General features: G+C 70.4%; 22 protein-coding genes. 12 read left to right on the top strand and 10 right to left on the bottom strand.

Features of this window, described 5'->3' with window-relative positions; genetic code table 11:
* Positions 1–3: 3 nt before the first annotated feature.
* The 4 genes from FM051_RS43605 to FM051_RS43590 form a co-directional block, all read right to left on the bottom strand.
* Positions 4–870 carry a helix-turn-helix domain-containing protein gene (locus FM051_RS43605; protein WP_158852972.1) on the bottom strand — a complete coding sequence of 289 codons (867 nt, stop codon included), beginning with the start codon at positions 868–870 and terminating at the stop codon, positions 4–6.
* A 133-nt stretch (positions 871–1003) separates the two neighbouring features.
* Positions 1004–1351 (bottom strand): hypothetical protein, encoded by a 348-nt coding sequence (locus FM051_RS43600; protein ID WP_158852971.1) that lies wholly within the window; start codon positions 1349–1351, stop codon positions 1004–1006.
* On the bottom strand, positions 1345–1554 hold the full coding sequence (locus FM051_RS43595) for a hypothetical protein (RefSeq protein WP_158852970.1): 210 nt from the start codon (positions 1552–1554) through the stop codon (positions 1345–1347). Before FM051_RS43595 ends, FM051_RS43600 begins: the two co-directional genes overlap by 7 nt.
* Before the next feature lie 27 nt (positions 1555–1581).
* Positions 1582–2844, bottom strand: coding sequence for a helix-turn-helix domain-containing protein (locus tag FM051_RS43590; RefSeq protein ID WP_158852969.1), 1263 nt, complete (start codon positions 2842–2844; stop codon positions 1582–1584).
* Between the two features lie 231 nt (positions 2845–3075).
* On the opposite strand from FM051_RS43590, the gene FM051_RS43585 reads away from it, so the two are divergent.
* The 3 genes from FM051_RS43585 (at position 3076) to FM051_RS43575 (ending at position 4320) form a co-directional block, all read left to right on the top strand.
* Entirely contained in the window at positions 3076–3405 is a 330-nt protein-coding gene (locus FM051_RS43585; RefSeq protein WP_158852968.1) for a TfoX/Sxy family protein, read from the top strand.
* 77 nt (positions 3406–3482) lie between these two features.
* Positions 3483–3911, top strand: coding sequence for a nucleoside deaminase (locus FM051_RS43580; RefSeq protein ID WP_158853004.1), 429 nt, complete (start codon positions 3483–3485; stop codon positions 3909–3911).
* Positions 3912–3969: 58 nt separating this feature from the next.
* Positions 3970–4320: a hypothetical protein gene (locus tag FM051_RS43575; RefSeq protein ID WP_158852967.1), complete on the top strand. Its 351-nt coding sequence runs from the start codon at positions 3970–3972 to the stop codon at positions 4318–4320.
* A 28-nt stretch (positions 4321–4348) separates the two neighbouring features.
* Here the strand turns inward: FM051_RS43575 and FM051_RS43570 are convergent, their stop codons facing one another.
* Positions 4349–4708 carry an STAS domain-containing protein gene (locus FM051_RS43570; protein WP_158852966.1) on the bottom strand — a complete coding sequence of 120 codons (360 nt, stop codon included), beginning with the start codon at positions 4706–4708 and terminating at the stop codon, positions 4349–4351.
* A 56-nt stretch (positions 4709–4764) separates the two neighbouring features.
* Complete coding sequence (locus FM051_RS43565; protein WP_158852965.1) at positions 4765–5853, bottom strand: carboxylate-amine ligase; 1089 nt, start codon at positions 5851–5853, stop codon at positions 4765–4767.
* 99 nt (positions 5854–5952) lie between these two features.
* Here FM051_RS43565 and FM051_RS43560 point away from each other — a divergent pair, with 99 nt between their 5' ends.
* The gene (locus FM051_RS43560) at positions 5953–6933 is read left to right on the top strand and encodes a DNA topoisomerase IB (RefSeq protein ID WP_158852964.1); all 981 of its coding nucleotides are present in this window, start codon (positions 5953–5955) and stop codon (positions 6931–6933) included.
* Positions 6934–7149: 216 nt separating this feature from the next.
* Here the strand turns inward: FM051_RS43560 and FM051_RS43555 are convergent, their stop codons facing one another.
* The 4 genes from FM051_RS43555 to FM051_RS43540 all read right to left on the bottom strand — a co-directional run bounded on the left by FM051_RS43555 (position 7150) and on the right by FM051_RS43540 (position 9881).
* Positions 7150–8073 carry a baeRF2 domain-containing protein gene (locus FM051_RS43555; protein WP_158852963.1) on the bottom strand — a complete coding sequence of 308 codons (924 nt, stop codon included), beginning with the start codon at positions 8071–8073 and terminating at the stop codon, positions 7150–7152.
* Between the two features lie 229 nt (positions 8074–8302).
* The gene (locus FM051_RS43550; RefSeq protein WP_158852962.1) at positions 8303–8668 is read right to left on the bottom strand and encodes a hypothetical protein; all 366 of its coding nucleotides are present in this window, start codon (positions 8666–8668) and stop codon (positions 8303–8305) included.
* 107 nt (positions 8669–8775) lie between these two features.
* Complete coding sequence (locus FM051_RS43545; RefSeq protein WP_158852961.1) at positions 8776–9522, bottom strand: SigB/SigF/SigG family RNA polymerase sigma factor; 747 nt, start codon at positions 9520–9522, stop codon at positions 8776–8778.
* Positions 9519–9881: an ATP-binding protein gene (locus FM051_RS43540; protein ID WP_158852960.1), complete on the bottom strand. Its 363-nt coding sequence runs from the start codon at positions 9879–9881 to the stop codon at positions 9519–9521. The genes FM051_RS43545 and FM051_RS43540 overlap by 4 nt, the downstream gene beginning before the upstream one ends.
* Positions 9882–10090: 209 nt before the next feature.
* Here FM051_RS43540 and FM051_RS43535 point away from each other — a divergent pair, with 209 nt between their 5' ends.
* From FM051_RS43535 to FM051_RS43500, 8 genes are all read left to right on the top strand, one after another.
* A complete protein-coding gene (locus FM051_RS43535) occupies positions 10091–10876 on the top strand; it encodes an ABC transporter ATP-binding protein (RefSeq protein WP_158852959.1) in 786 nt (261 codons plus the stop codon).
* A gap of 26 nt (positions 10877–10902) precedes the next feature.
* Entirely contained in the window at positions 10903–11736 is an 834-nt protein-coding gene (locus tag FM051_RS43530; protein WP_158852958.1) for an ABC transporter ATP-binding protein, read from the top strand.
* Positions 11733–13592: an AMP-dependent synthetase/ligase gene (locus FM051_RS43525; protein ID WP_158852957.1), complete on the top strand. Its 1860-nt coding sequence runs from the start codon at positions 11733–11735 to the stop codon at positions 13590–13592. The genes FM051_RS43530 and FM051_RS43525 overlap by 4 nt, the downstream gene beginning before the upstream one ends.
* The gene (locus FM051_RS43520; protein WP_158852956.1) at positions 13589–14476 is read left to right on the top strand and encodes a branched-chain amino acid ABC transporter permease; all 888 of its coding nucleotides are present in this window, start codon (positions 13589–13591) and stop codon (positions 14474–14476) included. Before FM051_RS43525 ends, FM051_RS43520 begins: the two co-directional genes overlap by 4 nt.
* Positions 14473–15573, top strand: coding sequence for a branched-chain amino acid ABC transporter permease (locus FM051_RS43515; RefSeq protein WP_158852955.1), 1101 nt, complete (start codon positions 14473–14475; stop codon positions 15571–15573). The genes FM051_RS43520 and FM051_RS43515 overlap by 4 nt, the downstream gene beginning before the upstream one ends.
* Positions 15574–15586: 13 nt before the next feature.
* The gene (locus tag FM051_RS43510) at positions 15587–16879 is read left to right on the top strand and encodes an ABC transporter substrate-binding protein (RefSeq protein ID WP_202919353.1); all 1293 of its coding nucleotides are present in this window, start codon (positions 15587–15589) and stop codon (positions 16877–16879) included.
* Between the two features lie 177 nt (positions 16880–17056).
* On the top strand, positions 17057–18127 hold the full coding sequence (locus tag FM051_RS43505) for a hypothetical protein (protein WP_158852954.1): 1071 nt from the start codon (positions 17057–17059) through the stop codon (positions 18125–18127).
* 189 nt (positions 18128–18316) lie between these two features.
* A complete protein-coding gene (locus tag FM051_RS43500; protein ID WP_158852953.1) occupies positions 18317–20863 on the top strand; it encodes a hypothetical protein in 2547 nt (848 codons plus the stop codon).
* Positions 20864–22282: the final 1419 nt, after the last annotated feature.

The following is a 22282-nucleotide window of genomic DNA, read 5'->3' as shown; positions in this document are numbered from 1 at the left end:
ATCTCAGGCGGCCTGATGGTCGTAGGCGTTGGCCCATCGGGCGAGCAGCTGGCGGGATTCCTCGAGGTCGAGGGCCACCGCATCGAGGTGCCGCATCTTGTGCTGGTAGGCGGCTACCGCGTCGGGGGCGTCGTGGAAGATGGTGGCGGCTTCAGCCTCGGTGTAGGCCAGGGGGCGGATGGGCGCGTCGAAGGTCAGCAGGGTTGCCGGGCTGCGCAGCACCGTGTGGGAGCGGCCGGTCATCGGGACGATCCGGAGGGTGGTCCTGGCCCATCCGCACATCAAGGTCAGGTGCAGCAGTTGGTCGCGCATGACCTCCCGTGAGCCGACTGGTAGGCGTAGGGCGGCCTCGTGGATGTAGAAGACCGTCCGTGGGCGGCTCGGTCCCATTTGCTGTTGACGTCCGATACGAGTCCGGGCGATCGCGGCATCGCCGGTGAGCGCGTGGGCGTAGTCCTCGGTCTGGGCGAGGTTCGGGATGGCCAAGGGCTCGTAGGTGGTGATCGTGGCGGCGGCGCGTTCGTGGACCGACAGCGCGGCCAGCGTGTCGGGCAATTGGCCGTGCATGCGCAGGAAGTTGCCGGTGTCCTGCTCGACGGCGAGGGCCATGACGCGGTCGCGGCTCGGTTTGTCCGCGCCGCACCGGCCCAGCAGGGTCGCGATGTCCCACGAGCCGGTACCGCGACTGCCCGTCTCCAATTTGGACAACTTGCCCAACGACCAACCCAACGCCTCGGCGACAGAACCGGACGACATCCGCGCCCGGTGCCGGACCCTGCGTAGTTCCTCGCCCAGTTCCCGGCTGTGCGCGGTGCTCATCCTGGTGGGCTGCTGCTGTTTGTCCTCGGCCTTCACGGTCTCCTCATTCATTGGCTTGTGCGGTGACGAACGGCACCGCGCGAGTGCGCTCCCCGACCGGAAGCGGACCGGATCGAGGGCAGGAATCTTGGTAACTTCGGCAGGGAGGCAGACGGACGTCGCGAGTGCGTGGTCGGCATTCGCGTCAGCCCAGGCGTGGCCCTCGTCCCCTCGCCAAACGTGGGGCGAGTCGTGAACCAGGGTTCGGCAGCAACAGCAGCTCTTGGACGACATCGGCGAGTGAACCCGTGTATTCCCACGTGATCGCGTAGTCACGGTCCAGGCGCAGTCCCAGCGCGTCGCCGGAGTCCTTTAACCGGATGGCGTCACGCCAACCACCCGGCCACTGTCGAAAGCCGTCGATCCGATCCCGCCCGGCCTCGATCGGCAGGAACCGCCAGCCGCCGTCTCGCAAGTCCAGCAGGTGCTGGAGCTCGGGGTACGCAGCCACTACCGCCGCGTCACCGGCACCGGGCGCGATCAGGTTCACCACGTCCCCTCCATCGCCTTCGTGACGGTGCCGACCGAGCCGGCAGCCTGGGTTACCGGCCGGAGTCGCGGATATCGGGGCGGTTCCCCGGCGGCCGGCACGCGGGTGATCTGGCGGCGGCGCAACACCTCACGGCGGACGTGGTGCCTGCACAAGGCGGCGGCAAGCACGGCGCCCGCGCCTATCAGGATCAGGACGACGATCACAACGGGGACGCTAGGACCCTCGGATGGTCAGCCGTTCACAATTTGTGAACGAACCCCGAGCCTGTTCTTCAACGACTTGAGTTCCCACGCCCGCACACGGGCGCGGTGGTCCAACTCCACCAGCAGTTCGCGGGCCACGGGGTCGTGGCGGATGCGTTGCGGCGCGATCCGGTCGGCGGTGTCCAGGTGCCGCAGCGCTGCCGCGTCCCGCGCACCGCCTGCCTGGCCGTAGGCGCGGGCCAGGTCGAAGTGCAGTGCGGCTCGGCGGTCGGCGGCGGTCAGCGCGTCGGCGTAGCCGGGGGTGGCCTCGATCCGCTCCGCCTCCGCCGGGCCATCGCCCGATTCGACCGCCACCGACAGCGCCCACGCCCGCACGTTCGCAGGGCCGAAGCTGAACCAGAGGGTGTTGCGCTCGCCGGTGCGTTCCGCAAACTCGGCGGCCTCCACCAGGTGTGCCGCTGCGTCCCACGCCCGCCCCGACTTCGCGGCCATCTGCGCGGACGACAAGTGCAGCATCCCGGCGGCTTCCGCCGTCGCCGTGTCCGGCGCGGTCGGGTCCGCAGTGTCCAGCAGCTCGTTCAAGGCCACCGCGGCCACCCGCTGCGCACGATGCCTGGCACCCAGCCGACTCAGAGCCCCGGTGCTGGTCATCGCCGTGAACCCGGCCACCGCCGGGGATTGGAGCCGCCGTGCCGCGTCCTGGCCGCGTGCGGCTGCCGTCACCGCCAGGTCCATGCTGCCGAGGCTGCGCGCGACGCCGCACGCCACAACGCACGCCTCCGCCAAGGCCGCCAGCGCGATACGGCGATCATCACCGTTGCCGGTGACGGCGTGGACGTGCAGGTCGGTGAGCAGTGCGCCAAGGTCACGCCCCGCCGCACCGTAGCGGCTGTGCGCAGTGTGCTCGTTGGCGCGTGCCACCCGGTCCACGAGGTCACGCAGCGGTCGGGCAGGCATGTCCGGCACGTCGTCAAGGGTGGCGTCGTACAGGGCGACGGAGATTCCGGGCAGCGTGGCCAAGGCGTCGGCGCTGGCGCGGTCGCCCGGCAGATACGGCTGCCCGGTGAGGTCTGCGACGGAGCAGCCCAGCGCGCGAGCGATGTCCTCCAGCAGCCCTCGCCGCTCGAACCGACGCTGTCCGCGTTCGAGCATGGACAGGTAGCTCTTGGTGATCCCGGCCAGTCCGGCGGCGGTGTCGAGCCCGAGGCCGCGTCGCCTGCGGATCGTCTGTACCCGTTCGCCGATCTCGGACGGACTGGGCTCCGGCCCCGGGCTGTCTGTGTCGTCCATCCGCACCTCCCCGCAAGTCCGAGGATAGCCGGGCTGCTTCGCCGAGCAGTCCGGACACCACCGAAGGTACGCCGACCGGTGCGCCCGATCGCGGTGTCGATCGCGACGGCTTCGCAGGGGTCCCCGGCAAGGGGATCCCTTGCTTTGATCATGCCAGAACAGGCCGACAATCCCCGGCCGGCCGACCCTGGCCTGTGGACAACTGCCGGCCGCCCAAGAGGAGGAGTGGAGATGGCCTTCGATGAGCACCTCGTCGAACGGATCCGTGACGAGATCGGCGACCTGCCCGGCCTCAGCGCCAAGCGCATGTTCGGCGGCATCGCGTTCCTGCTCCACGGCAACATGCTGGTCGGTGTGCGCGACGACGACCTGATCGCCCGCGTCGGCACGGACGCGGCGGAGGCGTGCCTCGCGCTGCCCGGCGCCAGGGCCTTCGAGAACGGGGGCCGGGCGATGAGCGGCTGGGTCGTGGTCGACGGCGCCGTGCTGGACGAGGATTCCGGCCTGTCCGACTGGATCGGGCGGGCGCGGGAGTTCGTGGAGACGCTGCCGCCCAAGTAGGTTGGCACGCCAAAGGGGTCGAGCACAGGACGAGGTCGATTCGCGTGGACGACGTTCGGCGCGTGGACACGCGCGACATGCTGGCGGTGGCGGTGGCCGAGGCCCGCGCGGGGCTCGCCGAGGGCGGCATCCCGATCGGCGCGGCGCTGTTCGCCGCCGACGGCACGCTGCTCGGGCGCGGCCACAACCGGCGGGTGCAGGACGGTGACGCCTCCACCCACGCCGAGACCGCCGCGTTCCGCAACGCAGGCCGTCGGGCGACCTACCGGGGCACGATCATGGTCACCACGTTGTCACCCTGCTGGTATTGCAGCGGTCTCGTTCGCCAATTCGGGATCCCCCACGTGGTGATCGGAGAGGCCCGGACGTTCCACGGCGGTCACGACTGGCTCGCCGAACACGGGGTCCAAATCACCCTTCTGGACGACCCCGAGTGCGTCGGGATGATGACGGACTTCATCGCCGCCAAACCGGAGCTCTGGTTCGAGGACATCGGCAAGGATTAACGCGGCAGGCCGCACGCCGACACAATTCCGACACGGGGCGTGGCCAACATCAGCGGGCATGGAACGTTGGCACGTCGACGAATCCCTGGATTCCCTGGTGCTGGACGAAGGCGCGGTGGCGGTGGAGGTGCCCGCCAGCTGGGGCGCCGAGGTCAGCCACCAACTCCGCTCGGCCGGCCCCCTCGGACCGATCCTCGCCATCCCCGGCCCGAGGCTGCGCTGGCTGTTCCTGGCCAGACCCGACCCCGAACCCGCGCCGCGCCACGTGCTGCCGCCGCACGTCCGCTACTGGCACGGCCCCCGCCGGATCCCGGCGGCCGAATCCAGGTGGGTCGTGCCCCCGGCGGGCGCACTGCCCCCGCTGGGGGCGGTGCGCTGCGCCATCAGGACGGTCCGCCGGTTCTTCTAGATCCGCCGGTTCTTCCGGAACAGGATCTCTAGAACCGGGTCAGGGCCTCGTCGACGGAACCGACGACCGTGAACACGGAGTCCAGTCCGGTCGCCTCGATCGGCCGCTGGGTCGCCCGACTCGTCGCCACCAGCACCAGCGCGATGCCCAGGTCTCTCGCCCGCTGACTGCCGACGACCAGCGACTCCAGTCCGGCCGAACCGAGGAAGCGCACCCCGCCGAGGTCCACCACCACGGCCCGCACGTTCTCGACCAGGTGCTCCTTGAGCGGCCTGGCCAACTCGTCCGCGCTGCTCGTGTCCAACTCACCCGACACGTGCAGCACCACCACGCCGTCCGAGGGTCTGTCGACCCGCACGGAAGCGAGCGTCGCCGCGGGTTCAGGCACGCCGGTTCTCCTCTCACTCAGCGACGCCGGCGCGGCGTCGACTTCCACGGTAGACCTCAACCGGCTTCGCCGACGGTCTCGGCCAGGACCCGATCGACCAGCTCACGGGCGTCGGGTGAGGCCCCGAACGCCCGGCGCTGCCGTGCCGCGCCGCTGCCGTGCGCGTCCAGCCACGCCACGTGATCTTCCACAGTGGACAGTGCGTCGGCGTCACCGAGCGCGTCCGCGCACCAGGACACGAGTTCGGCGACGCGTTCGCGGGCCTGGACCAGGTGGCCGGTGCGCGGGTCGACGGCCAGGCCGTCCACGCCGTCGCGCGCGGCCCGCCAGTAAGCGGCGCGCAGCAATACGTCGTCAACCCGTTCGGGTTCACCCGATTCGGCGGCGGTGCGGGCGAACGCCCGGATGATCTCGGCGATGACGACGGCCTCGCGCGCCGTCATCGGGATGTCCGACACCCGCACCTCCACCGTCGGGTGCTGCGCGGACGGGCGGACGTCCCAGTAGACCATCCCGGTGTCGAGCAGCACCTCGGTCGACTCCAGGGCGCTCACCAGCCGGTCGTACTCGGCGGCGGAGGCCAGGTGCGGCGGCGGACCGCTGATCGGCCAGCGCGACCACACGATCGAACGCCAACTCGCGTACCCGGTGTCCTCGCCCTGCTCGATCGGGGAGTTCACGCTCAACCCGAGCAGCGTCGGCAGCCACGGCCGCAGGGCGTTCGCGACGCGCACCGCGACGTCCCGGTCCGGCACGCCCACGTGGACGTGCATCCCGCACACGCCCTGACCGCCGATGATCTTGCGGTGCGAGTACTCCATCAGCCGGTAGCGGCGGTCGTCGGTGCCCGGCGGCGGGCCGAGCGTGCCGATCGGCGGCACCGCCGCGGCCATCAGCCGGCAGCCCGCCGCGTGCGCGGCCTTCGCCAGGTGGGTGCGGCCGAGCCGGACCTGCTCGGCCAACTCCTCGGCCGTCGCGCACACCGGGGTGGCGACCTCGATCTGGAACGGTGTCAGCTCGCGCTGCACGTCGAGGCTGTCGCCCGCGTGCTGCGCGACCGACTCGGCCAGTGGCACGGGTCGGCGCGTGTCGGGGTCGACGAGCAGGAACTCCTGTTCGACGCCCGCGGTCCACGGCTGGGTCATGCCGATCCCATACCCAGCCGGCGGCGGGTTCAACCACGTTGTTGCGTTTCGCTGGTCGTGAAGGTGTTTCAGATCAGCGCGTCCGGGAACCTGCCCGCTGTGAGACTGCGCCGCAGCGACCCGTCCGGCCCCGGCTGGCACCGCCGCGCCCGCGGACGGGGTTTCAGCTACACCGATGTCGAGGGCGCGCCGGTCGACGCCGAGTCGGTGGAGCGGATCAAGTCCCTCGCCATCCCGCCCGCGTGGCGCGACGTGTGGGTGTGCCCCTACCCGAACGGCCACATCCAGGCCATGGGCACGGACGCGGCCGGGCGTCGTCAGTACCTGTACCACCAGCGGTGGCGGCAGGACCGGGACGAGGAGAAGCACGACCGGGTGCTGGCGCTGGCGCCCGCGCTGCCCGCGTTCCGGGCGGAGGTGGCGCGGGAGCTGGAGGGGCGGGGGCGGTCGCGGGAACGGGTGCTCGCGGTGGCGTTGGCGCTGCTCGACCGGGGCGTGTTCCGGGTGGGCGGTGAGACGTACGCGGCGGACAACGGCACGTACGGCGTTGCCACGCTGCTGTGCTCGCACGTGACCGTGCGCGGGTCCATTGTGGACTTCAGCTACCCGGTGAAGGGCGGGATCGAGTTCACCACTTCGGTGGAGGACGAGGCGGTGACGCGGGCGGTGAAGTCGTTGCTGCGCGGGCGGTCCGGTGAGGAGCGGCTGCTGACGGACGTGGGCGGGTACCAGATCGGGTCGGATGACGTGAACGAGCGGTTCAAGGAGCTGGTGGGCGCGGAGTTCTCGGTGAAGGACCTGCGGACGTGGCACGCGACGGTGTCGGCGGCGGTGGCGTTCGCGCGGGAGGGTCGGCCGGAGTCGCAGCGCGGGCGGAAGCGGGTGGAGGTGGCGGTGATGCGGGAAGTGGCCGAGCAGTTGGGGAACACGCCCGCGGTGGCGCGGAAGTCCTATGTCGATCCGAGGGTCGTGCGGCTGTTCCACGAGGGGACGGTGATCAAGCCGAAGTCGGATGATCGTGAGACAGTGGAACGTGCGGTCATGAGGATGCTGAGGAAGTCTCGCGACACGATCGGGTGATCATGGTAAAACGACATAAGGGAAACGCTGTTATTTTTCACCTCAAACGTCGGTAAAACCATGAGGAGCCCCGAGACCGCCACCCCCGTCCGCACACCCGGCCACCGACCCGCTCGCCCACCCGCTCGCCCCGCCCACTCGCCCCGCCCACTCGCCCCGCCCACTCGCGAAGCAACGCCCTCGCTGAAGCAACACGCTCACTGACGAAGTGACGCCTCACTCGCGAAGCAACGCCCCGACGTCCTCGTGCAGCCGAACGGCCCCGCCGACCAGCATGATCTCGGCCTCGCACTCCACCGCCCGCAACGGCAGCACCTCGTCGGCCCGCCCGCCGTCGACCTCCCGCGAGCCGACGAGGGTGTCGGTGAGCAGCAGCGTCTCGACCCGGCCGGCCTCCAGCTCCCGCCCGACCGCCTCCAGCCCGTGCACCGCGCGTCCGGTGAGCCGGGTCGACTCGTCGCGGAACCGCTCGACCACCACCCGCCGCGCGTCCTGGTTCGCCCGGCCGGCCAGGTGCAGCACGGCCCGGTCGGGTGATCCCTCGACTTCGACCACCAGGTGGTGGTAGCGGGTCGGCAGCGCCACCCGCAGCGACTGCCGGCCGGCCGGCGGCCCGGCCAGCACCAGCAGCGGCGCGCCCAGCCGGTCCACGAGCGCGGTCGCCTCCTCTGCGACGTCGGCCAACTCCGCTGCGTCCAACCGCCGTCCCGGCCTGCGCGCGCCCACCGACGCCACGGCCACCGGCCGGCCGGTCGGGTCCACGCCGCGCAGGTCCGCGCCGTGTTCGCCGACCTGCACGACCACGTGCGGCAGCAGGGGTTCGGACAGGTCGATCAGGGGCAGCACGTAGGGCAGCGGCCCGGAGCGGGCGGTGTAGCCGGCGGGTGGCACGGGGACGTAGCGGTCCACCAGCACCTGGCCGCCGCCCACGATCAGGCCGCGTCCGGCGAGGCCGCGTGGTGTCACGCCCGAGGTGATCGCCTTGTGCGCCAACGCCACCAGGTACGGGTCCGCCGCCATCGCCTGGAGTTGGTCGCGCATCGCCCGCCACCGCAGGTCCACGTGGTCGCCCACGTCGAGGAACAGGGAGATGAAGGGCCCCTCGACGTCGACCAGGTTGTGCAGACTCGCCGTGTGCATCGGTCCTCCCCGTTCGGGTCACACGGGAGATACCCGAAAGGGGGGCCACGCAACCGCCTTCGGCCTCGGTGGCGGTGTTTCGGCAAGGTTGGAACGGCCGTGTGTCGGCAGGGTCGGAAGGGGAGATCGGTGGGGGCGGGAGAGGGGAGGTCGGTGCGGGCCGGGAGGGGCAGCGCGGGCGGAAAGGGGGGATGCAACGTGGACGGGGGAGTGCGGCAGGTGTGGTCGGTCAGCGGGAGCCGGTGGCGCGGCGGGCGCGTTGTTCGCACCACGCGCAGCTCTCGGCCACCGCCACGGACGCGAACCCGACCAGCAGGTGCACCGCGTTCCCCACGATGCCGGCATCCATCGCCCCGCCGGCCTCACCCACGCCGAACGCGAACACGACCAGGAACACCACGCCCATCAAGCTCCCCACGAGCCGGGCCACGCGGGTCCGCACCGCCGCCGCCCCGATCACCAGCCCGGTCACCACGTGCAGCACCCCCAGCGGTGCCTCGCCGCGTGCGAAGTCGGCCAGCCCCCACAGCGCCAGTCCCACGCCCAGGAGCAGGGCTGTCCGCTGCGGCCACGCGAGCCCGGTCAGGCTTGTCACCACTGCGACCACCCCTTTTCGTCTCGCCGGAAGATCCGTCGGTCACCGAGCGCCACCCGTCACCCGAGCACCACCCATCACCCGAGCGCCACCCCGCCACCCGAGCGCTACTCATCATCGAGCAGAGACCGCAAACGGGCCAGAGATCGGCTCAAGAGCCGCGAGACGTGCATCTGCGACACGCCGACCGAGTCCGCGATCTGGCTCTGCGTCATGTTCCGGAAGAACCGCAGCACCACGATCCGTCTCTCCCGCTTGGGCAGCCCGCGCAGCATCGGGTCCAGCGCGTGGTGCAGTTCGACGACCTCCAGCGCCGGATCGTCGCAGATCAGCGCGTCGGCGTGGTTCAGCTCGTCGCTGATCGACTGCTCGTCCAACGACAGCAGGTGGTTCGCCGACGTCGCGTGCAGCCCCTCGTACACCTCGTCCACCTCGATGCCGAGGTGCCGGGCGACCTCGCTGGGCGTTGGCGTGCGGCCGGTGTGCCGGGACAGCTCCACCCGCGCGGTGTCGATGGCGACGCACAGCTCCTTCAACCGGCGCGGCACGCGCACCGCCCACCCCTGGTCGCGCAGGTACCGCCGCACCTCGCCGGTGATGGTCGGCACGGCGAACGCGAGGAAGTCGATACCGCGGTTCACGTCGAACCGGTCCACCGCGTTGATCAACCCGACCGCCGCCACCTGCCGCAGGTCCTCGACGGACTCGCCGCGCTCGGCGAACCGGTCGGCGATGTGCCTGGCCATGGGCAGGTGCTCGGTCACCAGGCGGTCCCGCAGCCGCTGGTACCGCTCACCGTCCGGTTCCGCCTCCGCCAACTCGTGGAACAACGGCTGGTAGTCCACCGCGTTCATGCCCGGCACCTCAGCTCGACCCGCAACCGGCCCTCCCCGTCGACCCAGGTGGCCACCGCGTCGGTCACGGAGCTGACGACCCTCCAGTACAACGAGTCATGATCGGGGACGGTGACGGCCGATGACCGGACCTCCGCCCGAAAGCGCACGGAATCACCTTCCCGGGCGAATTGGCACCGCAATTCGGCGGAAGGGTCGAGCGACCGGGCGATGAGCGCGGTGCACGCCTCGTCGACCGCGATGACCAGGTCGATTGCCAGCTCCGGGGTGGACCGGGCGATCGCCCCGGCGACCGCGCGGACGGTCGAGAGGTGGACGGGTCTCGCCGCCACCCTGAGCTCCACCTCCGAGCCGTCCATGTGTGGCGAACGCTCCTCACAAGCCCAGTGTCGTCGCCGGGGGCATACCCACGCACCCCTCCCGCTACACCAGTCCACACAGGACTCAGCAACAGAATCGTGAAAGCCGAACACGCCGTGCGCTGGTTCATCACGGTTTGCGAACGGTGGTAGGTAATGGTGTGATCGGAGTCATACTGATCGCCTCCCGACACCCCCGGAGGCGCCTGGTGCTCGAGGCGAACAACCTTGAGGTGGTCTACGACGATGTGATGTTGGTGCTCCGCGGCGTGAGCCTGAGAGTCCCCGAGGGGCGGATCGTCGCACTGCTCGGAGCGAACGGCGCGGGCAAGACGACCCTGCTGAGAGCGCTGTCCGGCCTGCTCGACGTGCACGACGGCAAGGTGACCCGAGGCCGGATCACCTTGGACGGCAAACCGATCCACCGCTCGTCGCCGACGCGCATCGCGTCGCTCGGCGTCAAGCAGGCGTTGGAGGGCAGGCGCATCCTGGCCGAGCTGTCGGTCGAGGAGAACCTGCGCATCGGCGGGCACAGCAGGCCGCGCGGCATCAAGCAGAACCTGGAACGGATGTACGAGTTGTTCCCCCGGCTGAGGGAACGGCGCAGGCAGAGCGCCGGGTACCTGTCCGGCGGCGAGCAGCAGATGCTGTCCATCGGCCGGGCGCTCATGTCCGAGCCCCGCTACCTGCTGCTGGACGAGCCGAGCCTGGGCCTCGCGCCGCTCATGGTCCAGCAGATCCGCGACCTCATCGTGAAGATCAACGCGGCGGGCACGACCGTGCTGCTGGTCGAGCAGAACGCGACCATGGCGCTGTCCATCGCCGACCACGGCTACGTGCTGGAGACCGGCAAGGTCGTGATGGACAAACCGGCCGCCGCGCTGCTGGCCGACGAGGACGTGCGCGAGTTCTACCTGGGCCTGCGCGGTGAGGCGACCGCGCAGTCGTTCCGCGACGTGAAGCACTACAAGCGGCGGAAGCGGTGGTTGTCGTGAGCCGCCCAGACGTGAGTCGCCCAGACGTGAGCCGCCCAGACCTGCGCACCCCAGACGTGCGCACCCCGGCGGAAGAAAGGGTGCTGGAGGTCGAGGACGTGACGCTGGCGTTCGACGGCGTCACCGCCGTGGACGGCGTGTCGTTCCACGTCGCCGCGGGCGAGCTGTTCGCCATCATCGGGCCGAACGGCGCGGGCAAGACGTCGATCTTCAACGTGCTGTCCGGCGTGTACCGGCCGCAGTCGGGCGCGGTCCGGTTCCTGGGCGAAGACCTGCTGGGCAGGCGCCCGCACCGGATCGCCGCCATGGGCGTCGCCAGGACGTTCCAGAACATCGAGCTGTTCGCGCACCTCACCGTGGTCGAGAACCTGATGCTGGGACGGCACAACCACATGCGCTACGGCGCGCTGGCCGCGTTCGCGTGGGTCGGCCGGGCCCGGCGCGAGGAGCTGGCCAACCGGGAGGCCGTCGAGGAGGTCGTCGACTTCCTGGAGCTGGAGCAGTGGCGGCGGCTGCCGGTGGGCCTGCTGCCGTACGGCGTGCAGAAGCGCGTGGAGCTGGGGCGGGCGTTGGCGATGGAGCCGAAGCTGCTGCTGCTCGACGAGCCGGTCGCGGGCATGAACGTCGAGGAGACCGAGGACATGGCGCGGTTCGTGCTCGACGTCCGCGACGAACTCGGCATCGCGATGGTCATGGTCGAGCACGACATGGGCCTGGTGATGGACCTCGCGGACCGGGTGATGGTGCTGGACTTCGGCAAGCCGATCCGCACCGGCACGCCCGACGAGGTGCAGCAGGACCCGGACGTCGTCCGCGCCTACCTCGGCGAGGCGCACAAGACCGTGGGAGGTGCCGCGTGACCACGCAGACCACGACCGCCACCGGACTCACCACCATAGCCACCCGCGTGCGGGACCGGGCGAAGGCCACGCCGGACGCGGTGGCGTTGCGCGCCAAGGACTTCGGCATCTGGCAGGAGGTCACCTGGGCCCGGTACTGGGCGCAGGCCGAACTCGCCGGGCACGCCCTGCTGGCGCTCGGCATCGACGCGGGCGACCGGGTCGCGATCCACTCCGAGAACCGCCGCGAATGGCTCTACGCCGACATCGGCACGGTTGCCGTGCGGGCGATCACCGTCGGCCTGTACCCCACGAACCCGGCCAGCGAGGTCGCCTACCTGCTGTCGCACTCCGGCGCACGTGTGCTCATCGCGGAAGACCAGGAGCAGGTGGACAAGGCGCTGGCTGTGCTGGACGCCCTGCCCGACCTGGAGCGCATCGTCTACCTGGAACCGCGCGGCATCCGGCACCGCTACGACAACCCGAAGCTGATGTCCTGGGACGACTTCCTCGCGCTCGGCGCGGAACACCGGGACAGCCACCCGGACGCGGTGGAGCGCCGGATGCGCGAGGTCGAGCCGGACGACGTGATGACGTTGATCTACACCTCCGGCACCACCGGGCCGCCCAAGGGCGCGATGCTCACCGTGGCCAACGTCGAGTTCGCCATCAAGACCCTGGTCGAGGGCGGCGGGTTCACCTCGCCACCGCCGTCGCCGGAGGACATCACGCTCTCGTACCTGCCGCTGTGCCACGTCGCCGAACGCATCTTCACCACGTGGTTCAGCGCGTCGGCCGGCATCCAGGTGCACTTCGCCGAGTCCATCGAGACCGTGCAGGCGAACCTGCGCGAGGTGCAGCCGACGATCCTGTTCGGCGTGCCGCGCATCTGGGAGAAGGTGTTGGCGGCCATCACGATCAGCGCGTCCAGCGCCACCCGGCTCAAGCGCGTGACGACCCGGTTCTGGCTGCGCGTGGCCGACGGCATCGGCGAGCGGCTGGTGCGCAACGGCGGCAGGCACACGTTCGCCACCCGGCTGAGGTACGGCGTGGGCTGGCTGTTCTGCTTCCGCGCGCTGAAGGCGCGGATCGGGATGCGGCACGTCCGCTACGCCGCGTCGGGCGCCGCGCCCATCGCACCGGAGGTGCTGCGGTTCTTCATGGGAATCGGCGTGCCGATGCACGAGGTGTACGGGATGACCGAGAACAGCGCCATCGCCACCGGCAACCTGCCCGGCCGGGTGAAGGTCGGCACGGTCGGCGAGCCGCACGCCGGCGTGGAGCTGCGGATCGCCGACGACGGCGAGATCCAGACCCGGCACCCGGGCGTGTTCGCGGGCTACTGGCGCGACGAGGACGCCACCCGGCGCGCGATCACCCCGGACGGCTGGCTGCGCACCGGTGACGTCGGCGAGTGGGTCGACGGCACGCACGTGCGGATCACCGACCGGATGAAGGACATCATCATCACCGCGGGCGGCAAGAACGTGGCGCCGTCGGAGATCGAGAACGCGCTGAAGACCTCGCCGTACATCAAGGAAGCCATCGTGGTCGGCGACCAGCGCCCGTACCTGGTGGCGTTGATCGGCATCGAGTACGACACCGTCGGCCACTGGGCCCGGCAGCGCAGGATCGCCTACACCACCTACCGCGACCTGGCGGAGAAGGACGAGGTGCGGGAGTTGGTGCAGGGCATCGTCAACGGCGTCAACGAGCGGTTCGCCAGCGTCGAGCAGGTGAAGAAGTTCCGCATGCTGCCCAAGGAACTCGACCACGAGGACGGCGAGCTGACCGCGACGCAGAAGGTGAAGCGGTCGGCGCTGGCCAAGGTGTTCGGCGAACTCGTGGAGGACATGTACCTCGGGGGGCGCGGATGAGCGAGTTCCTGCAATCGCTGATCCGCGGTCTGGGCTCGGGTTCGATCTACGCGTTGCTGGCGCTGGGTTTCGTCATCATCTACAAGTCGACGCGCGTGATCAGCTTCGCCCAGCCGGCGTTCATGCTCGCGGGCGCGGTGCTGGTCAGCTACCTGGCCGCGGAGGTCGGGTTCTTCGTGGCCGTGCCGGTCGCGGCGGTGCTGATCGCGGCGCTGGCGCTGGGCGTGGAGCGGACCGTGCTGCGGCCGATGATCGGCAAGCCGGTGTTCGTGGTCGCGATCATCACCATCGGCGTGGACGTGGTGGTGCGGGTGGTGACCAACGCGTTCATCGGGCTGGACGTGCGGCAGGTCGGCGACCCGTGGGGGCTGTCAACGGTGTCGCTGCTCGGTGTGGACGTGCAGCAGCGGTACCTGGTGATGCTCGGGACGACCGTGGTCGTGGTGGCGGTGCTGTTCGCGTTCTTCCGGTTCTCCCGGATCGGGCTGGCCATGCGCGCGGTCGCCTACGACCAGGAGGTCGCGCTGGCGCAGGGCATCTCGGTCGGCTCGGTGTTCGCGCTGTCGTGGGCGATCGCGGGCGGGCTGGCGGCGTTGGCGGGCGTGTTCGTGGCGACGGGCGCCGGTGTCGACCAGCAGCTGTGGGTGATCGCGCTGAAGGCGTTGCCCGCGATCATCCTCGGCGGCCTGGACTCGCTGGGCGGCGCGGTCGTCGGCGGGCTGGCGGTCGGGGTCGTGGAATCGCTCGTCGGCACCTACCAGGGAGATGTCGCGCCGTGGCTGGGGCCGAACTTCGCGCTGGTCGCGCCGTACGTGCTGATGCTGATCGTGCTGCTCGTGCGGCCCTACGGGCTGTTCGGCAGCAAGGAGGTCGAACGCCTGTGAAGGGTCGTCCGGAGCTGTACACCTCTTACGCGCAGGACACGGCGTTCCTGAACACGCGGCCCAAGCGGGCGTGGACGGGGGTGTTGGTGGTGGTGGCGCTGCTGATGCCGTTCGCCATCACCGACGACCTGCTGATGCTGTTGGCCACGGGTTTCGTCGCGGCGATCGGCGCGATCGGGCTCAACATCGTGACCGGGTACGCGGGGCAGGTGTCGTTGGGGCACGCGTTCTTCCTGGCCATCGGCGCGTACACGGGCGCGGCGCTGTCGGGCGACCCGGACGGGCGGGTGCTCGGGTTCGGTGTGACGTCGCTGCCGGTGTGGCTGCTGGCGTCCGGGCTGGTGGCGGCGCTCGCGGGGCTGGTCGTGGCGCCGATCGCGGTCCGGCTGCGCGGGCTGTACCTGGCGATCGTGACGCTGGGGCTGGTGTTCCTGGGCGAGCACATCTTCCGGGAGTGGACGTCGCTGACCGGTGGTCCCGGCGTGGGGCGGCCGGCGGCGGTGCCGGAGCTGTTCGGCGTGCGACTGGACCGGCCGTCGGAGTTGTTCACCGGGCCGCAGCAGCTGTACCTGCTGATGTTCGTGCTGCTGGTGATCTTCGGGGTGCTGGCGCGGAACCTGGTGCGGTCGCGGATCGGGCGGGCGTTCGCGGCGGTGCGGGACCGCGACCTCGCGGCGGCGGTGATCGGGGTGGACCTGACCCGGTACAAGGCGCTGGCGTTCGCCGTGTCGTCGTTCTACGCCGGGGTGGCGGGCTCGTTGTTGTTCGTGGTCAACGGGTTCTTCGACCCCGGCTCGTTCGGCCTGCTGCTGTCGGTGCAGTACATCGCCATGGTGCTCATCGGCGGCGCGGGCACGATCTCCGGCGCGATCATGGGCGCGCTGTTCATCACGCTGCTGCCGCGCATCACCCGGGAACTGCCCGCGGTGTTGCCGTTCATCAGCGCCGACGCGACCGGGGCGGTCACGGTGTTCCAGGTCGAGGCGGTCCTCTACGGGCTGCTGATCGTGGTGTTCCTGATCGTGGAGCCACGTGGCCTGTTCGGTATCTGGGTGCGCGTCCGCAACTACTGGCGCACGTGGCCTTTCTCGTACTGAAAGGGTGGATGGGATGGCAAGGCACAGAGTGGTGCTGGCGGTGTTCTCCGTGGTGGCGCTGGCCGCCGTCGCGTGTCGCGGTGGCGACGGCGCGGCCCCGCAGGAGGGCAAGGGCGGTATCAAGGTCGACTTCGGCGTGACCGGCGAGCCGTGCCCGAACACCGGCCACAGTGACCGCGGCTGCATCTACCTCGGGTCGATCTCGGACCTGACCGAAGGGCCGTTCAAGACGCTGGCGGTGCCGATCACCGATGCGCAGAAGGCGTTCTGGAAGCGGGTGAACGACCAGGGCGGCATCGCCGGGTACGACGTGGACGTCACGACGCACGTGAAGGACAACAAGTACAACCCGCAGATCCACAACCAGGTGTACCAGGAGATCAAGGGCAAGGTGCTGGCCCTGGCGCAGACCCTCGGCTCGCCCACGACCGCCGCGATCCTGCCCGACCTGGAGAACACGCAGATGGTCAGCGTGCCCGCGTCGTGGACGTCGCTGTGGGGCGTGGAGGAGGTCGTCCTCGAATCCGGCGCGAACTACTGCATCGAGTCGATGAACTCGGTGGACTACGCGGTGGAGAAGCTCGGCGCGAAGAGCGTGATGGCCGTGCACCTGCCCGGTGACTACGGCGACGACGCGGCGGCGGGCGCGAAGCTCGCGGCGGAGAAGCGCGGGGTGCCGTTCACGAACGCGGTCACCCAGACCGGCCAGGACAACCAGGGCGGCGCGATCGACGCGGTGCTGGCGAACAAGCCGGACGTCGTCATCCTGACCACCGGGCCGACCGACGCGGCGGTGATCATCGGCCAGACCGCGGCGCGTGGTTTCACGGGCAAGTTCATCGGCACGTCGCCGACGTGGAACCCGGGACTGATGGCGAGCCCCGCCGCGCCCGCGATCAAGGCGCTGTACCTGCAGTCGGCGCCGTGGAAGGCGTGGGCGACGGACACGCCGGGGCACAACGCGATGCGTGAAGCCCTGCCGGGCGTGACGCCGAACGACGGCTACACGGCCGGGTGGGTGTGGTCGTACCCGTTGAAGGCGGCGCTGACGAAGGCGGCGGAGAACAAGGACCTGACCCGCGCCGGTCTGCTGGGCGCGGTGCGGCAGTTGAACTCGGTGGACTACGAGGGCATGTTGCCGTCCGGTGCGGGCAACTTCTCCGGGAACGCGAACGACAGCACGTTCCGGCAGACGTTGATCTACAAGCCGGACGAGACGGCGCCGACCGCGGTGAGCCTGGTGGAGGACTTCTTCACCGGGCCGACGGCGAAGGACTTCAAGTTCGAGAAGCCCTGCTACACCTGATCCCGACCTGGCCCCCACCTGATCCGGACCTGATCCTGACCTGACCGCTCGGACACGGCGGCGCCCCGGCCACTCCTCCCGGCCGGGGCGCCGCCCGCGGTTTCCGATGTCGACCGGATCGCCGCGCACGCCGAGCCCGTCGTCCGCAACCTCCGGATCACCCACTGCTACCACGAGTTGTCGCGGGCGCTGGCCGGTCTCACCGGCGGGTCCGCGAACTGGTGCACGTTCGCGGTGTGGGCGTCCAAGCAGATCGGCCAGACCATCCGGCAGGAGGACCTGGCGCGCACCTTGGAGCGGCTGCTGCGTTCCTCGCCCGAGGTGGCCGCCGGGGTCGAGCTGCTGGTGCGCGGCCTGCGGCGGATCGTTCCCCGGGACGCCGTCGAGGGCGCTGAGCGGTTGGTGCGGCAGGCCGTGCTGACGACGGCGCGGCTCGACGCGGCCAGTGGCGCGGCGGCACGGGGCAACCTGAAGGTCTTCGAGGAGATCGCCCGCGAGTTCGCCCGCTTCGTGGCCACTTTTGCCGGTGACACCGTTGCCGACGAGGGGCGGATCGCGGAGTTCTGCGCGGGGTTGCGGGCGGGTGAGCCGCCCGAGGGGCAGCGTTACCTGCGGCAGGCGTTCGGCCGATACTACCGGGCGATGTTCACCCGGGACGCCAAGCAGCGGGCCGAACTCCTGCTCCTGGCCGACATCGAGATCGGCCTGCACGAGCAGACCCGGCTGCAACCGGAGATCGCCGCCGCGCTCGAAGCGCCGGTCGTCGATCCCCGTGAACTCGAACGCCGGCTGTTCGAACTGCTGTTGCCGGGCAACCGGGTGGTGAGGTGGCTGCGGTTGGCGCTGTTGACCGTGCTCGGCCGGAGGAACGCCGTTCGCATCGCCGGTGAGCAGTTGGCCGACCACGTGCGCGCGTTGGTCCGGCGGGCGGTCACCGAGCACCTGATGACGATGGCGTTGCCCGACGGCCAGGTGCTCGACCTGGGGGAGGACCTGCCGGCGCGGTTCCCGCCGATCCTCGCGGAGCTGTCCGACCCCGAACTGCTCGCGTTGCTCCGAATGGTCGACCCGACGTCCGACAGTCTGACCGACACCGCCGCGCGGGACTGGGCGGACCTGCCCGACCGCATGCACTACATCGCCGACATCCGCTGTCACGCCCAACGCGGCGACCTGCTCGACCCGCCGTTCACCGCCGAGCAGGTCGAGGTCATCAGGGCGGGCAATCGCCCGTCCGGTCGTCTCTGACTGGTCCCATTTGTCCATTGTGGACAATCGGGCGCATTGCTCCGACCGGGTTGTCCGACGGCGTTCCGGAACCGGTCGTACTCCTTTTGCGTCAACCTGGGTGGTATCGCCTGGCGGACGGACTGGGGAGGACTGCGCCATGGCTGCACGTGGTGACGCGCGCGGATCCGGGTGGCGCGGGGGTGCGCTGTGACGGGGCCGAACGATCTGGTGGTCAAGCCGGACGCCGAGCCCGGCGGGTTGTTCAACGCCGGCACCGGTGACAACGGCTGGATGACCGGGATCTCCATCGCGGAGTCGGCGATGGACACGTTCAACGGGATCAAGGACGGCAACTGGGTCCAGGCCGGGCTGGGCATGGTCGGGTTGGCCGCGGACGCGGCGGCCATGGCGATCGACCCGTTCGGCACGCTGATGTCGTCGGCGGCGTCGTTCCTGATGGAGCACGTGCAGCCGTTGAAGGACATGTTGGACTGGTTGGCCGGGAACCCGCCGGTGATCGAGTCGTACTCGGCGACGTGGGGGAAGGTCTCCGAGGAGTTGGGCAAGATCGCCGAGGAGTACTCCTCGGGGGTGAAGTCCGGCACGGAGGGCTGGACCGGTGCGGCGGCGGAGAGCTACCTCGCGAACTCGAAGGTGCACGGCGACGCGCTGACCGGCGCGGCGTCGGCCGCGGGCACGGTGGGCACCGTCGTCGGCATGATGGGCATGGTCGTCGCGTTCGTGCGCGAGATCGTGCGCGACCTGATCGCGGATCTCGTGGGCAAGCTCATCGCGTGGGTGCTGGAAGCGGTGTTCTCGCTGGGCTTCGGCACCCCGGTGATCGTGGCCCAGGCGGTGGCCGCGATCTCCAAGTGGGCGACCAAGATCGCCAAGATCATCCAGGACCTGCTGGACACGATCAAGAAGGTCTCGCCGCTGCTGAAGCGCCTGGTCGAGGTCTTCGAGAAGATCATGAAGACGGTCGGCAAGCTGGCGGGCAAGGCCACCGGTCTGGACGTGCTCAGCTCGAAGAACGTCCGCCAGGGCGGCTTCCTCCAGACCGGTAGGGCGGATGTCGACACCCCGTCCGGCAGCACCGGCCGCGGGGACGGCGACTCGCCGTCTTCCGACCAGGCCACCCCGGACACCACTCCGAACACCACCCCGGACTCGACGACGCCGGACTCAACGACGCCTGGCTCACCGACTCCGGGCTCGACCACGCCGGGCTCGAACTCACCTGGCTCGAATTCACCGGGCTCGGACTCGCCGCCGTCCGACCGCCCACGTGACACGACCACGACATCGGGCACCGCACCCACGGCCGACCCCGCCACGTCCCGCCCCGGACGCGGCGACCCGACGGACACGCCCGCCTCCGCACCACGTCCCGGCCGAGACCCCCACAACACCGACTCCGACGCCCCGCGCAGCACCACTCCGGGCCCGTCCACCCCGCCGGGCGAACACCGCGGCGGACCAATGGGGCAGCCGAGCACTCCTGGCCCCACTCCTGCCGGCGGAGGCGGCTCTCCCGGCAGTGGCACCGGCGGCACCGGCTCCCCCGCCGCGCCGACGCCGTCGCGCGTCGACAACACCGCAGCGGCCACAGCCACAACACCGGAAGCACCAAGCCGTCCCGGACAACCCCAGACCGGCGGCCCGAACACCGGCCCGCACGGCAACCCGCACGGCAACCCGCCCGTCACACCGACCGGCCAACCCACCCCCGGCGGCACACCCACCGGTACACCCGGCGGTGGCGCACCGAATGGTGGCGGCGCGGGCGCAAGGCCGGGCAGTGGTGGCGGTTGGACCGGAACACCGGGCAGCCGAGGCGACCTGGGTTCCGGCCTCCCCCCGACACGAACACCGGACAACGCCAGCCCGTCATCCTTTGCCCCGTCCAGCGCCTCCACACCGCACACGACCACCCCGTCCACGTCCACGTCACCGCACGGACCGACCAACACGCCGCCGTACGGCCCCGCCAACACCGGCCCCACGCCACCCTCCGCACACGCAAGCCCTGGTAGCGGCCCAGCGAGCCCACCCGCAAGAAGCACCGCCCCCACCGGTCCCGGCGGCACGCCGCCCTCACGCCCCGCCCCCAGCCACGTCGGTCCTGGAAGCCCCAGCCCCGGAGGCGCGCCATCGAGGGGCACCAGCGGTCCTGCTCACACCGGCGGTCCGACCCATTCCGGTCCGGGTGGTACGACGCCTCCGCGCCACCCCGACGCTCCCGGACCCCGCCCCCACGACGGCACACCACCACGCCAGGACCCCGCCCACCCCGCACCCCCGGGAATGTCCCGCCACCCCGCCGCGACCCGGATGGCGCGCCCGGACCGCGCAGGGAACCCGAGCAATGGACCCCACCGCACCGCGACCCCGACAGTTCGCCATACCGCGACCCCGACTCCGGCACGCCCCACCGTGACCCCGACGGATCGCACCGCGATCCCGACGGCGACCAGCCGAACCCGGACCGGCCTGACGGGGATCGGCCGGACATCGACGAGGCCCACACCCGCCACGGCGAGACGACCCCGGCGGGCATCTCGCACCACCGGGGCGACCCGGACATGGGCGACCTGCCCCACCGCGTGCCGCACGACCCCCGCTACTTCACCGCCGACGTCCACGTCACCCCGGACGGCCGGGCGCGCATCGGCAACCACACCTACACCCCGGAGGAATACGGCGACCTGCTGCGCCGCAACGGCTGGGACGGCAAAACCCCCATCCGCCTGATCGGCTGCGATGCCGGCAGCAACGACTTCGCCAACCGCCTCTCCACCCACACCGGCGCCGACGTCCTCGCCCCCACCAAACCCGCCTGGACCGACACCCAAGGCCGCGTCTACACCAGCGACGCCGAAATCGGCCCCGACGGCAACCGCCAACCCAAGATCCCGCCGAACGGCGAATGGCAAACCCACCGCCCCGACGGCACCACCACCAAAGCAAGCGACGACGGCTTCGTCCCCGGCACCAAGGACACCGACAAGACCGACCTCGACCCCGCGGCCGCCAAAGACCGGGGGAAGTCGGACGACACCGCCTGGCAGGACGAGCCGGACCATCCGTCCGGGCTGACCCCGCGACAGAAGATCAACGACCCGGAGTACTTCGACAAGCACTACATCGAGTACAAGAACAAAGACGGCAAGGACGTCATCGCCCGCAAGCCCGGCGACGCCCGTCGGGACTCGGACGGCAAGGAGACGCACAAGCTGATCCGGAAGAACGGCGAACTCGATTTCGCCGACAGCCAGCCACCCCCGCTGCGCCCCGACTTCGACAAGAGCAGGCACGAGCGGTTCGACGAGGACGGCAACCGAGTGCTGCCGAAGGAGCCGGAGGACATCAGCACGCCGAACCGCACGGATGGCACGGACAGGCCGGCGGATCCCGTCGACAATCCCGCGAACACCGCCGAGGCCCCGGAGCGGCCGAGCACGAACGGGTGGCGTGAGGAGCACCGCGAGCGCATCCGGCTGGCCATGGAGGAGCGCAACGCCGCCGCCGAGCACTACAAGACGACCTCCGAGTCGTTCGACGAAGACTCGAAGCAGGTAAAAGACGCGATGTCCCGGCGGAGGGACGCGGGCGAAGACCTCGGCGAGGACGTGGGTGAGTACGCGTTGCGCAACCGACTGGCCCGCGAGTACGGCGAGGACGTCGAGTTCGTGCGACGCCCCGATCCGGACAACCCGAAACGCGAAGTGTTCGACGTGGTCGACCCGAACAATCCCGGCGAGCCGCTGGCGACGGTCCGGCCGCTGCACGACACCGGTGCGGGCAGCGGGGAGTTCGACCAGATCTTCGAGATCCACGATCGAGGGGTGGACGAGCCTCGCTACATCGTCCAGGAGACCAAAGGGCCGGACGGCGACTACAGCGCCCGCACGCTTCCCGACGGGACCCGGGTCAACCAGGGCAGGCGCGACTACTTCGAGGACGTGCTCGCCGCGATGTCACTCCACAAGGACCCCGAAAAGCGCGCCCTGGCGGAAAAGCTGCAAATTGCGCTGCTCAACGAACCTGGGTTCCACAGATCAGGGTGTTGGTTAGTCCACGAATTGGCGGGTTGACCTGCGGAAATACGTGGTTGCCCGGTGACATGGCGTGTCACTAGACGGGGGGTGTTCGTGCTGGTCAGCGTGTCGC

The organism is Saccharothrix deserti (assembly GCF_009769385.1).
In the GTDB taxonomy this organism is placed as follows: Bacteria; Actinomycetota; Actinomycetes; order Mycobacteriales; family Pseudonocardiaceae; genus Actinosynnema; species Actinosynnema deserti.
Note: the sequence above shows the minus strand (reverse complement) of the source record. Positions and strands in the feature narration are given on the sequence as shown.